The organism is Janibacter indicus, from assembly GCF_900176385.1.
Lineage (GTDB): Bacteria > Actinomycetota > Actinomycetes > Actinomycetales > Dermatophilaceae > Janibacter > Janibacter indicus.
Genome location: NZ_FWXN01000006.1, coordinates 145860 through 158187 on the forward strand (window position 1 = coordinate 145860; position 12328 = coordinate 158187).

The following is a 12328-nucleotide window of genomic DNA, read 5'->3' on the forward strand; positions in this document are numbered from 1 at the left end:
ACGAGGTGACGTGGACCCCCCTTCGGACTGTCAGGAGGCACCCTCGACGGTGCGGTCGATCTGCATGACGACGGCCTTGGGCTCGGTGAAGAACTCGCGGCTGAAGTTGCCGCCCTCCCGGCCCACACCCGAGTCACCGACCCCACCGAAGGGGGTGCGCAGGTCGCGGATGAAGAAGCAGTTGACCCACACCGTGCCGGCCCGCAGGTGTGAGGAGACGCGGTGCGCCCGCGAGAGGTTCTCGGTGAAGAGCATCGCGTTGAGCCCGTAGCGGGTGTCATTGGCCAGGTGGATCGTCTCGGCCTCGGTCTCGAAGCGGTTGACGACGCACACCGGGCCGAAGATCTCCTCGCAGTACTGGCGGGAGTCCAGAGGCAGGTCGGTGAGGATCGTCGGCCTGACCAGCCAGCGGCCCCCCTCGTCCACGCCGCCGGTGAGGACCGTGCCGCCCTGCTCCTCGACGTCCTCGAGATAGCCCGACACCTTGTCGAAGTGCTTCTTGCTCGCGAGCGAGGAGAACGCCACCTCCGGGTCGAAGGGGTCACCGATCGTCAGGGCCTCGGCCGCGGCGACGAAACGCTCCATGAACTCGTCGTAGATGCCCGACTGGACATACAGGCGCGAGCCGGCGAGGCAGATCTGGCCGGAGTTGCGGAAGATCGCCTCGACCGCCCAGTACACGGCGTTGTCGATGTCCGCGTCGTCGAAGACGATGTTGGCGCCCTTGCCGCCGAGCTCGAGCGAGACCGGGGCGAGGTGGGTCGAGGCCGAGGCCATGACCGCCTTGCCCGTGACGGACGACCCGGTGAAGGTCACCCGGTCGACCCGGTCGTCGGCGGTCAGGGTCGAGCCCGCGGGGGCGCCGTGGCCATTGAGCACGTTGAGCACGCCCGGCGGGAAGCCCGCTTCGACGGCCAGGCGCCCGAGCAGGGTCACCGAGGCCGGCGTGTCCTCGCTCGGCTTGATGATGCACGTGTTGCCCCAGGCGATCGCCGGGGCGATCTTCCACGTCGCCATCATCAGCGGGAAGTTCCACGGCGAGATCGCCGCGACGACCCCGGCGGGGCCGAACTCGCTGTAGGTGTGGTGCCCCGACGGCATCGGGTAGACCTCGCCCGTGTGGTCGCGCTGGTGGTCGGCGAAGAAACGGAAGTTGGCCACGGACCGGCCGACGTCGTGCTTGGCCTGGGCAAAGGGCTTGGCCATGTTCGTCGAGTCGAGCGTCGCCAGCTCGTCGGCCCGCTCCTCCATGAGGTCGGCGAGCTTGTGGATCGCGGCGGCCCGCTCGGGATGGGTCATCCGCGGCCACGGACCCTCGTCGAAGGCCTTGCGGGCGCTGGCGATGGCACGCTCGGCGTCCTCGGCGCCGCCTTCGGCGGCCTGAGCGAAGACCTCCTGCGTCCACGGGTTCCACACGTCGAAGCGCTCGCCCGAGATGGACTCGACCTCTTCGTTGTCGATGATGTGGCCGAAGAACTGGGTGCTCACGGTGTCTCCTGCGGTGGGGTGGTGGGAGCCGCCGCGGGGTCACCCGTTGCGGCCGTCTGGGCTGCCTTGCGCTCGGCGATCGTCACGTCGCCTGCGGCGAAGTGCTCGGTGGGGATCTCGGTGACGAGCACGCGCACGTTCTCCTTCGGCGCGACGCCGGTGTCGGCGAGCGCCTGGGTCACCGCGGAGATCATCGAGCGGATCGTCTCGGGGCTGCGCCCCTGGGTCAGGGTCACCTGCACGACGGGCACGTCACTCGCCCCCGTGGATCCGGACCGAGCCGAGGTTGGTGAAGTGGCACGAGATCGAGCTGCCCGGGGTCGCGAAGTAGGCGTCGGTCATGCCGCCGGTGAGGACGATCCAGCCGGGCTCGATGGCGTGGCCCCGCGTGGCGAGGTCGTTGGCCGCGAGGGCGAGCGCCTCGCCGGGATGTCCCTGCACGGCGGCACCGGTCGCCGAGTCGACGACCTGCCCGTCGACCTCGACGAGGACTGCCTCGAGGGAGAGGTCGAGCTCGCTCGGCGGGAGGGCCACCGGCCCGGTGACGAAGGCGCCGGAACTCGCGTTGTCGGCGATGACGTCACCGGCGGCGAACTTGAAGTCGCGGTAGCGGCTGTCGATGACCTCGGCCCCGCCGAGGACGTGGTCGACGGCCGCCATCGCCTGGGCAGCGGTGACGCCGGGGCCCTCGAGCCGCTCACCCATGACGAAGACGAGCTCCGGCTCGATCCGCGGGTGGATGAGTTGGTCCTGGGGGACCGGGTCACCGGCCGGCAGCACCATGGCGTCGGTGAGCCAGGCGACGAAGGGGGTGTCGACCCCCATGCGCTGCTGCTTGGCCCGTGAGGTGAGGCCGAGCTTGATGCCGACGACCTTCTCGCCGCGGTCGAGGCGGCGCTGAAGGGTGAGGTCCTGGATCTCGTAGCCGGTGGCCACGTCGAGCTCGGGCCACTCGTCGGTGAACTTCGTGCGGTCGCGGCGCTCGTCCTCGCAGGCGAGGAGCTCGGTGGCGACCGACTCGACGTCCCAGGCGGCCATCAGGCACCCACCGTCGCGCCGGCGCGCTGCTGCTGCTCCCGCAGCTCGAGGGCCACGTCGATGATCATGTCCTCCTGGCCGCCGACGTAGCCGTACTCACCGACCTTCATGAGGATCTCGTGTGCCGGGACACCGTAGCGCTCGGCGGCCCGCTCGGCGTGGAGCAGGAAGGAGCTGTAGACGCCCGCGTAGCCCTGGGTGATCGAGGAGCGGTCCATGATCGGCATCCGGCGGATGAAGGGCTTGACGACGTCCTCGGCCGCCCCGAGGACACCACCGACGTCGATGCCCGTAGTGATGCCCAGACGCTCGAAGGAGGTCGCGAGGACCTCGGTCGGCGAGTTGCCCGCACCGGCACCGAGGGCGCACAGCGAGCCGTCGATCTGGCGGGCGCCGGCCCGGTGGGCGAGCACCGAGTTGGCGACGCCGAAGGACATGTTCTGGTGGCCGTGGTAGCCGACCTGGGCGTCCTGGCCGATCTCGGCGATGATCGCCGAGACGCGGTCCGAGACGTCCTCGAGGATGAGCGCGCCGGCGCTGTCGACGACGTAGACGCACTGGCAGCCCGCGTCGACCATGATCCGGGCCTGCTTGGCCAGCTCCTCCGGGCCGATCATGTGGCTGAGCATGAGGAAGCCGACGGTCTCCATGCCGAGCTCGCGCGCGGCGCCGAAGTGCTGGATCGAGACATCGGCCTCGGTGCAGTGGGTCGCGATCCGGGCGATCTGGGCGCCCATCTGGTGTGCCTCGTGGAGCTTGTCCACGGTGCCCAGGCCCGGGAGCATGAGCACGGCGATCTTCGCCCGGTGGGCCTCGGCGACGGCCGCTTTGATGAGTGACATCTCGTCGACGGCGGAGAAGCCGTAGTTGAAGGAGGAGCCGCCGAGGCCGTCGCCGTGGGTCACCTCGATGACCTGGACGCCGGCGTCGTCGAGAGCGCGGACCGTGGTGCGCACCTGCTCCTCGGTGAACTGGTGCGACATCGCGTGCGAGCCGTCACGCAGCGTCGTGTCGGTGATTCGCACGTCGACGTCACCGGAGAACTGGGGGATGGGGTGGGTCATCTCGGTGCTCATGCCGTCGCCTCCTGGACGCTCGTGCTGTCGGTGTCCGCGGGGACCCAGCCGGAGTCGACCCCCAGGCGGTGGGCCACCATCATGTCGCCCACGCGGGCAGCGGCGGACGTGATGATGTCGAGGTTGCCGGCGTACTCCGGCAGGTAGTCGCCGCGACCCTTGACCTCGATCGGAACGGTGACCCGGGCCATGCCCTGCCACAGGTCCCGGGCGTGGTCGAACTGCGGGTCGGCGCGCAGGTGGTAACCGGGGACGTACTCCTGCACGCGGGCGACCATGGCCGCGATGGACTCCTGCACCTTGTCGTGGAGCGCTCCCGCCTCGGCGGCCTCCTGCGGGATGGCGCAGAAGACGGTGTTGCGCATCATCAGCGGCGGCTCGACGGGGTTGAGGATGATGATCGCCTTGCCCGACCTCGCCCCGCCGACGACCTCGAGCGCCTCGCTCGTCGTCTCGGTGAACTCGTCGATGTTGGCCCGGGTGCCGGGGCCGGCGGACTTGCTCGAGATCGAGGCGACGATCTCGGCGTAGGGCACGTCGACGACCGAGGAGACGGCCGCGACGATCGGGGTCGTCGCCTGGCCACCGCAGGTGATCATGTTGACGTTGGTCGCGTCGAGGTTGAAGTCGAGGTTGACCGGCGGGCAGAGGTACGGGCCGACGGCAGCAGGGGTGAGGTCGACGGCGAGGATGCCGGCCTCGGCGTACTTCGGCGCATTGGCCTCGTGGGCCTTGGCCGAGGTGCACTCGAAGACGACGTCGGGCAGCTCGTCCTGGGCGAGCAGCCAGTCGACGCCCTCGTGGCTGGCCTCGAGGCCGAGCGTCTTCGCCCGGCGCAGACCGTCGCTGCTCGGGTCGACGCCCACCATGTAGCGCGGCTCGAGGACCTCGGAGCGGCGCATGAGCTTGAACATCAGGTCGGTCCCGATGTTGCCGGGGCCGACGATGGCGGCGGTTCCCTTGGTGCGGGTGGTCATGGGTTCACCTTTCACTTCGACGCGAAGCACGCCGTGACGCTGCCGAGACCACCGAAGGTCGCGGTGAAGACGTCGCCGGGTGCCACGGGGACCATCGAGGTGACGGACCCGGGGAGGATGACGTGGCCGGCCTCGAGCGTCGTGCCGAGCGCACCGACGGTGTTGGCCAGCCAGACGAGGCTGTTGATGGGGGAGCCGAGCACCGCTCCGCCGGCACCGGTGCCGACGACCTGGCTGTTGCGGGTGAAGACGCACCCGGTGAGGCGCAGGTCGACGTCGGTGAGGCGGGTCGGCGTGCTGCCGAGGACGAAGCCACCGGAGCTGGCGTTGTCGGCGATGGTGTCGGCGAGTTTGATCTTCCAGTCCGCGACCCGGCTGTCGACGACCTCGAGGGCCGGCAGCACGTAGTCGACGGCGTCGATCGCCTGGGTGAGGGTGACCCCGGGGCCGGTGAGCGGCTTGCGCAGGACGAAGGCGATCTCCGGCTCGACGCGCGGCTGGAGGTAGGTGTCGAGGGCGATCGGCTCGTGCTCGAGGTGGGCGAAGTCGTCGGTGAGGTGACCGAAGTCGGGCTGGTCGACGCCGAGCTGCTTCTGCATCGCCAGCGAGGTCAGGCCGACCTTGTGGCCGATGATCCGGCGGCCGGCGTCGGTCCAGGAGCGGACCTGCTCGAGCTGGATGGCGTAGGCGTCCTCGACGGTCAGGCCGTCGAACTGCTCGGTGAGCGGCGCGACCGGCGTGCCGGTGGCATAGGCCTCGAGGAGGATCTGCGCCGCCCGGGTCCGGGTTGAGGAGTCGGTCATGGTCGTCACGCTAGGTCCGTCCTTCGTGGGTCGGTGGGGCCGTTCCCGGCACGGGAACGTCAGGTGGGGGTGGACGAAGGGGGCTCCCCCCTTCGTCCATCCAGTGGTGCCACGGCCCCCTGAGGCTGCATTGCCGTAGGGCAATGCGGCCTCCTCGCGCATTGCCATAGGGCAATGCGGCCTCGCGGAGCGTGGGACGGGTGGTCAGGACTGGTACTGCCGGGCGATGCGGTTGGCGGCGGCGGTGAGCAGCGGGACGACCCGCCGCACGTCCGCCTCGATGAGGGGCGTCGGGCCGAAGACCGACAAGGAGCCGATGGCACGCCCCTGGGAGCGGATCGGGACGGCGACCGAGCTGGCCCCGGCGATGGAGCCGGAGTGCAGCACCGCATAGCCGCGCTGGCGGACCACGCCGAGTGCCTCCTCCCACTCCTCGACCCGACGCACGGTGCCGCGCGTGCGGGGCGGGAAGCCGGCCTCGCGACGGGCGCGGTCGACGTCGGGGTTGAAGGCCGCGATGGCCAGGCCCGAGCTGACGCAGTGGGCTGCCTGCCGCCGCCCGCTGTGCCCGAGGATGCGCACGCCGTCGACGGACTCGATGCGCTCGATGAAGACGACGTCGCCTCCGTCGGGCACGCCCAGGTTGACGGTGTGCCTGGTCTGCTCGGCGACGGCCTGCATGACAGGCAAGGCTGCATGGCGCAGACCGTTGCGGGCGTGGGAGAGCATCCCGAGGTCGTAGAGGTGCAGCCCGAGCCGGTAGAGCCCCTGGCTGTCCTGCTCGATGAAACCGCGGCTCGCGAGGGTGGTGAGCACGCGGTGGGCGGTCGACTTCGCGACGCCGAGGCGGCGCGCGACGTCGGAGACGCCCAGGGCGGAGTCGACGGCGAAGCACTCGAGCACGTCGAGCGCGGTCCCGACCGAGCGCAGTCCGCCACCCGTGGCCCGCGTGGGCTTCGGCGTGCACCAGGCGTCGGCCTCGGTTTGGGGGTCGTGCGTCGCAGCGGTCATCGTCGTCCACTCCTTCGGTTCGATGCTGCACTGTGGGCCCGGGGATCGGGCATGATCAAGGAATGCGTTCCGCTGAGTCGAACGACCCACCCACCTCCGTCGTCGGGCGGGTCGCGGCCGTCCTCGGTGCCCTCGAAGGGGCCGACACCCCGCTCGGCATCAGCGAGCTCGCGACCCGCACCGGCCTGGCGAAGGGGAGCGTGCACCGGCTCGTCGGGCAGCTCGTCGATGAGCGCCTCCTCGAGCGCACCCCCGACGGTCGCCTCGTCCTCGGCGTACGGCTCTTCGAGATCGGCTCGAGCGTCCCGCTGCCGCGCTCGCTCAGCCAGGTCGCCCGGCCGCTCATGGTCGACCTGCACCAGGCGACCGAGCGCCAGGTGCACCTGGCGACCCTCGACGGGATCGACGTCGTCTACATCGAGATCGTCCGGGGCCAGGGACCGCGGCTGACCTCCCAGGTGGGTGGCCGGCTGCCGGCCCATGCCACGGGGGTGGGCAAGGCGATGCTCGCCTACTCGCCCAGGGCCGTCCTCGCGCAGCGGGTCGAAGCCGGCCTGCCCGCGATGACGCCGCGCACGCTCGTCACCCCGGGAGCGCTGGCCCGCAACCTCCAGGACATCCGTACCGAGGGCACCTCCTACGACCACGAGGAGTCCCACGTCGGCGTCTCGTGCGTCGCCGCCCCGGTCTTCGGCGCGGACTCGAAGATCCGCGCGGCGCTCTCGGTGACCGGTCCGACCCAGCGCATGGACCTGCAGCGCCTGGGGGTGGCGGTGCGGACCGCGGCCTTCGCCATCTCGCGACAGCTGCGGGATGCCGACCTGTAGGTCATCGAGCCAGCCGGCCTTCGATCGGGCCACGCTCAGCGCTTGATGAGCGGACTCTTCAGGCCTGTGGAGTTCTTGTCCGACTCGTCGAAGAAGTCCTCGCGGAAGATGTCCCGGGGGAAGAGGCGTCGGCTCATCAGGGTCTTCAGGGCCGCGTCGACCATCTGCGGCGGGCCGCAGAGGTAGCCGCGGCAGCCGGAGAGCTTCGCGTGGTCGGCCTCGATGACATCGGTGACCATGCCGAAGGCGTAGTCGTCCGGGTCCTCGCCGTCGGCCTCGACCTGCTCGGGCGTCTCGTCGGAGAGGCAGGGCCGGTAGGTGAACTCGTCGTACTCGTCGGCGAGCGCCCGGAAGACGTCGACGTCGTAGAGGTGGGCTCGCGTGCGCCCTCCGGCGTAGAGGGTGAGGTCTCCCTCGTACTCGCCCGCCTCGAGGGCGTGCCGGACCATCGACTTCAGCGGCGCGACACCCGTGCCGCCACCGACGAGGATCGCGTGCTTGTCGTCACCCGTCTTGAGCACGAAGCGCCCGTAGGGCCCCGACAACCGGACCTCGTCCCCCGTCGCCAGGGTGGAGAAGACCCAGCCGTCCGTCCCGCGCCCGCCGGGCACGTTGCGGATGTGGAACTCCAGCCGGGAGCTCTCTCCGGGGGGCGAGCCGATCGACCACGTGCGGTCGCACGGCTCGGCCCCGTCCGCGCCGGGCACGGTGAACTTCATGTACTGGCCGGCGTTGAAACCGACCTCACGATCGAGCTCGACGACGAGCCGCTTGGTGTCCTGCGCGATGTCCTCGAGGACGACGACGGTGCCCGTGTAGTCCTCGACCGGGTGCACCTCCATGTCCTCGTCGACGTCGAGGTCGGCCTCGATCGTCACGTCCCCGCGGGGCTTCGCGCAGCAGGTGAGCAGCTTGCCCTCGTCCCGCTCGAAGTCCATGAGGGCGAAGGAGCTCGCCTCGCCCAGGTCCACCTCGCCGTCGAGCTTGTCGACCTTGCAGGTCGCGCAGGTGCCGTGGGTGCAGCTGTGCGGCAGCCACACCCCCGCCCGCAGGCAGGCGTCGAGGATCGTCTGGTCCTCGCCGCACTCGACCTCGCGGCCGACGGGTTCGACGGTGATCGTGTGGGTGGTCATGGGTCTCTCCTCGAGCGGGACGAAGGGGGGAGCTGACGGCGTGTGCGGGACGTGTGGGAGACGACGATTCCCCGGAGCGCCACGCAGGAGCGCCTCAGGGAATCGTCGTCTCCACCTCAGGCGGCCACGCGGGTGCCGATGACGTCCTTGTGACGGACGCCGAGCTCGGCGAGCGTCTGGTCGTCACGCGGCTCGAAGGGGGCGCCGTGCAGCGTCCACGTGCGGGGAGCAGCGGGGTCGTAGTCGGGGTCCTCTTCGGCGAAGGGCACGAACATCTGGTCCCGGAAGTCGGCCCAGGTCATCGCCCTCGGTGCCCGGAACATCGCCGGGGCGGCGAACCACATCGTGTCCTGGAACCACACGGAGACGAGCTGGTCGTCGCCGTAGAGCTCCTGCCGGGAGCGGGAGGGGAAGTCGTACGCGCCCAGGCTCTTGATCGCCATGTCAGGCACCTGCCTTCGTGTCGTCGGGGGTGGCGGTGTCGGCTGCGGCCTCGTCGTGCCAGGCCAGCCAGTTGCGGTGGTCGCGCGATCCGATGTACTCACCGGCGTCGCCGTCCTGCAGGCCGTACCACTCGAGCACCTCCGGCACGGTCGGACCCCCGCAGTTGCCCTGGTAGATCTGGTGCACGGGCAGCCAGGCCTGGCGGTACTTCTCCGGCTCGCGCTCGAAGATCCACTGACAGCCGTTGGAGCAGGTGTGGTAGATCTCGCCCTCGAACTCGGACTCACGCTGGGCGAAGGTGGTCGGGTCGCCGGGCTCGGTGAAGAGCATCGGCACCTGGCAGACCTGGCACAGCTGGGGCAGGCCCGGCGCGAAATGCCGTCCGCCGGCCTCGATGTTCTTCTTCTCCTTCTCCCAGAGCGGTCGGTAGTGGGTGTCGAAGGTGTCGGGGTAGGCCTGCGAGAGCCAGTCCATGTGCTCCTCGCTCGGAGCGCTCGTCGTGAAGGCGGCCGCGAAGGAGAACTGGTAGAGGGTCCAGTACACCTGGTGGGAGAGGATCTCCTTCTCCTTGATGGCGTCCTCGACGTGGCGCGGAGGCGTGATGCCGTAGAAGGCGAGGTCCTCGAAGAGGCCTCCGAGCATCTGCTCCTCGAAGTACAGCTCGAAGGACTCCTTCCAGCTCATGACCTTGCGCGGGAGCATGTAGTCGAGCATCTGGGCGACGAGTGCGGTGACGCGGTAGGAGCGCCAGAACCACTTGTCGATCCAGCCCTGGACGATTGGGACGTTGGCCTCGTCCTGCTCGAGGAGGAACTTGATCGCCTCGAGGCCCAGGGTCATGTGCCGCGACTCGTCGGACTGCGCCGAGAAGCCGAAGGTCATCGTCGGCAGGTCGCCGTTGAAGGACGACCCGGACATGAAGGGCACGAAGAGCAGGTTGGTCAGCAGGTACTCGAAGGAGAAGCCGATCGCGATGAGGAACTCGAAGGGCCCGCAGGACAGTGCGTCCTCCATGAAGCTCTTGGGCACCGACAGGTACCAGACCCGGTCGTACTGCTCCGGCCAGTTGTGCAGGCCCGAGTAGTACTTGTTGTAGTTGGACAGGGTGTGGATCTCGGTCTGCATGTGACGGATCTCGTCGATCGACTGGCACAGTGCCGCAAACCGCGGGCCGGGTCCGGCGAAGTGCCGCGCCAGGTAGGAGAAGTGCCGGTGGGCGCCGTACTCGAGCGGGGTGACGCCCTGGATGAAGATCTTCATCGCGTTGAGGTAGCTCGCATCGGTCAGGCCGAGGTGGCCCTGCCCCTGCGCGAAGCCGTCGAGGACGGCGTAGAGGCGCTTGTCCTTTTCGGCCTGGTACTTGCAGTAGGCGTCGATCGTCAGGCGGAAGGGGTCCTCCCAGGCCGCCCAGTCGTGGATCTTGATGCCCTCGTAGTCGAGGTGCGGGAACATCTCGTCCTTCTCGACGTAGGACGGCTCCCAGTCGAGGCCGCGGGTGAGGGCCTCGTAGCGGGCCTTCATCGACAGCTTCTTGGCCTTCTTCGTCTTCTTCTCCGGTGCCAGTGTCATCGTGGGTCTCTCCTGTGGTCAACGGTGGTCGAGGTGTGAGGGCGCCGGGCGCCCGAGCCTCGAGACCTGATGCGGTCGGTTGGTCTGTCTGTCTGTCTCAGTGGTCCCAGGCGATGACGATCTCGTCGTCGTCCCACTCCTGGATGTTGCCGAAGTAGCTGACGATCGCCATCTGGAACTCGTGCGTCTCCCACTCCCGGCCGAGCTTCTCCTCGACGGTCTCCTGGGTGACCACGATGCGGCCCGGGGCGGTGATGCGGACGAGTCCGGGGGTGTGCATCACGCTGCACCCGGGGTTGTCGGCCTCGATGGCCTCGATGACGGGCCGGTTGTTCTCCGACTCCTGGATGACGACGCCGACGTCGCGGACACCCTTCGTCTGCGGATCGTCTGCCGTGGTCTGCTCCTGCATGGTGCTCTCCTCTCAGGCGGCCGCGCCGGTGTGCGCAGCGCGCACCTCGGCGGCGGTCGTGGTGATCCGGTCGACGGCCGAGCTACCGCCGAGCAGCTCGTCGATGCGGGCGGCGAAGGGGGTGACGACCTCGAGCGCCGTGTCGACGGCGGCCGCACCGTGCTCCGCGATGAGGGCCGCATTGGTCGCACCGAGCTCGGGGTCCTCGCGCCAGGCCGTGTACAGCGCGTCGATCCACCTGCGGTTGTCGGCGAACCAGCTCGCCATGTGCTGCGCGACGAGCGAGTAGGCCGGCGCACCGCTGACGACGGCCTGGTCATCGAGGTGCTGGTACAGCAGGTCGTACACGAGCCGGTCGACGGCGTCGAGACGCAAGAGCGCCAGGCCCCAGTCGGTCTCGACGATGGTCTCCTCGGCCATCCGGCGCAGCTCCTGCAGGGGCGCGTCCTGCAGCCAGTGCTCCTTGGCCTCGGCGAGCAGGTCCGCCGTGCCGCCGCCGAGGGCGATGCCGACCCGGCTGAGGACCTGAGCGTTGCCGACCCGGTCGAAGGCCGAGTAGGCAGCCGCCTGGGTCACCGTCGCGCCCCAGCCGAAGCGGGCCATCCCGCAGAGGATCAGCTGGCCGGCGCTCTCGAGGTGCCGCAGGGGCAGCACGAGCTCGGTGAGGACGCTGCGCCAGCCGTCGGGCAGACGCTCGAGCAGCCCACGTGCCTCGATGTACTCGAGCGAGGTCGCGAAGGCCTCGTGGTGGCCGGAGCGGGCGGTGACGTAGGGGGCGTAGTAGTACTGCCGCGGGTCGAGGTAGCTGTAGGCATCGGTCAGCCGGAAGACGCTGTAGGAGTCGTCGAAGATCTCCCGCGTCGGGTCCCACGTCGGTCGGTACTGGAAGTTCTCCTTGGGCTGCACGTCGATGCTGCCCTCGATGTAGCGCGAGGCGGGCTTGTCGCCATAGCGCTTCGCGATGTGGGTGAAGGTCTGCCGCTGGGGTTCGATGACCTGGGTCTTGAGCTCGTACTGCACTGGACGTTCTCCTTGGTCTGGTGGACTGGCGAAGGGGGTCAGCTCGGCTGCGCGGTGCGCGTCGCCTGCGTCGGGGCGGTCTCCAGGAGCCGGACGAGCAGATCCGGCAGGGCGTCGGGACCGTCGAGCTCACGCTCGTCACCCCCTTCGTCGAAGGTGCCGACGAGACGACCGACCGCTCGGCCGTCGGCGAAGGTCGTGGAGCACCGGGCACCGGCGTCACCGAAGGTCACGGTGAACGCCAGCTCGTTCGGGAGGGTCTCGTCGACGAGGCCGAGATGCTCGCGCTCGGACCCGAGGACGGCATTCGCCTCGCAGACGTACTGCTCGGCGAGCGACCGCAGGGCGACGTGCCGGTCGGCGCCGGTCCCGGTCGCCACCCGCTCGCTGATCCGGGTCCGCGGCACGGTGGTCGGCCCCTGGGCCAGCTCGCCGTGGTGCTGATGGGGCGTGCCGACGAGCTCGGCGACGCGAGTCATGAAGGGCGTCATGGCACCTCTCCTCGGTGGTCCGGGGACGAGGAGCGAGGT

14 protein-coding genes are annotated in these 12328 nt (G+C 69.6%); 1 reads left to right on the forward strand and 13 read right to left on the reverse strand.

Annotation, left to right across the window (positions count from 1 at the left end):
- Nucleotides 1-30: 30 nt before the first annotated feature.
- The 7 genes from B9B60_RS08730 to B9B60_RS08760 form a co-directional block, all read right to left on the reverse strand.
- The gene (locus B9B60_RS08730; protein WP_084450969.1) at nt 31-1488 is read right to left on the reverse strand and encodes an aldehyde dehydrogenase; all 1458 of its coding nucleotides are present in this window, start codon (nt 1486-1488) and stop codon (nt 31-33) included.
- On the reverse strand, nt 1485-1739 hold the full coding sequence (locus B9B60_RS08735; protein WP_072623311.1) for a tautomerase family protein: 255 nt from the start codon (nt 1737-1739) through the stop codon (nt 1485-1487). Before B9B60_RS08735 ends, B9B60_RS08730 begins: the two co-directional genes overlap by 4 nt.
- Nucleotide 1740: 1 nt before the next feature.
- Entirely contained in the window at nt 1741-2526 is a 786-nt protein-coding gene (locus B9B60_RS08740) for a 2-keto-4-pentenoate hydratase (RefSeq protein ID WP_084450971.1), read from the reverse strand.
- The gene (dmpG, locus tag B9B60_RS08745; RefSeq protein WP_234993812.1) at nt 2526-3602 is read right to left on the reverse strand and encodes a 4-hydroxy-2-oxovalerate aldolase; all 1077 of its coding nucleotides are present in this window, start codon (nt 3600-3602) and stop codon (nt 2526-2528) included. The genes B9B60_RS08740 and dmpG overlap by 1 nt, the downstream gene beginning before the upstream one ends.
- A complete protein-coding gene (locus B9B60_RS08750; protein ID WP_072623308.1) occupies nt 3599-4579 on the reverse strand; it encodes an acetaldehyde dehydrogenase (acetylating) in 981 nt (326 codons plus the stop codon). Before B9B60_RS08750 ends, dmpG begins: the two co-directional genes overlap by 4 nt.
- A gap of 11 nt (nt 4580-4590) precedes the next feature.
- A complete protein-coding gene (locus B9B60_RS08755) occupies nt 4591-5382 on the reverse strand; it encodes a 2-keto-4-pentenoate hydratase (protein ID WP_072626042.1) in 792 nt (263 codons plus the stop codon).
- Nucleotides 5383-5586: 204 nt separating this feature from the next.
- Nucleotides 5587-6393, reverse strand: a complete 807-nt coding sequence (locus B9B60_RS08760; protein WP_084450973.1) for an IclR family transcriptional regulator — start codon at nt 6391-6393, stop codon at nt 5587-5589.
- 62 nt (nt 6394-6455) lie between these two features.
- On the opposite strand from B9B60_RS08760, the gene B9B60_RS08765 reads away from it, so the two are divergent.
- Nucleotides 6456-7220, forward strand: coding sequence for an IclR family transcriptional regulator (locus tag B9B60_RS08765; RefSeq protein ID WP_084450974.1), 765 nt, complete (start codon nt 6456-6458; stop codon nt 7218-7220).
- A 35-nt stretch (nt 7221-7255) separates the two neighbouring features.
- On the opposite strand, the gene B9B60_RS08770 is transcribed toward B9B60_RS08765, so the two are convergent.
- From B9B60_RS08770 to B9B60_RS17165, 6 genes are all read right to left on the reverse strand, one after another.
- Complete coding sequence (locus B9B60_RS08770; protein WP_084450976.1) at nt 7256-8353, reverse strand: NADH:ubiquinone reductase (Na(+)-transporting) subunit F; 1098 nt, start codon at nt 8351-8353, stop codon at nt 7256-7258.
- Nucleotides 8354-8469: 116 nt separating this feature from the next.
- Nucleotides 8470-8796, reverse strand: coding sequence for a phenol hydroxylase subunit P4 (locus tag B9B60_RS08775; RefSeq protein ID WP_084450977.1), 327 nt, complete (start codon nt 8794-8796; stop codon nt 8470-8472).
- A 1-nt stretch (nt 8797) separates the two neighbouring features.
- Nucleotides 8798-10366, reverse strand: coding sequence for a YHS domain-containing protein (locus tag B9B60_RS08780; RefSeq protein ID WP_084450979.1), 1569 nt, complete (start codon nt 10364-10366; stop codon nt 8798-8800).
- A gap of 97 nt (nt 10367-10463) precedes the next feature.
- Nucleotides 10464-10778, reverse strand: a complete 315-nt coding sequence (locus tag B9B60_RS08785) for an MmoB/DmpM family protein (RefSeq protein WP_068319621.1) — start codon at nt 10776-10778, stop codon at nt 10464-10466.
- A gap of 12 nt (nt 10779-10790) precedes the next feature.
- A complete protein-coding gene (locus tag B9B60_RS08790) occupies nt 10791-11798 on the reverse strand; it encodes a ferritin family protein (RefSeq protein ID WP_084450981.1) in 1008 nt (335 codons plus the stop codon).
- A 38-nt stretch (nt 11799-11836) separates the two neighbouring features.
- On the reverse strand, nt 11837-12289 hold the full coding sequence (locus B9B60_RS17165) for a hypothetical protein (RefSeq protein WP_072623301.1): 453 nt from the start codon (nt 12287-12289) through the stop codon (nt 11837-11839).
- Nucleotides 12290-12328 lie beyond the last annotated feature (39 nt).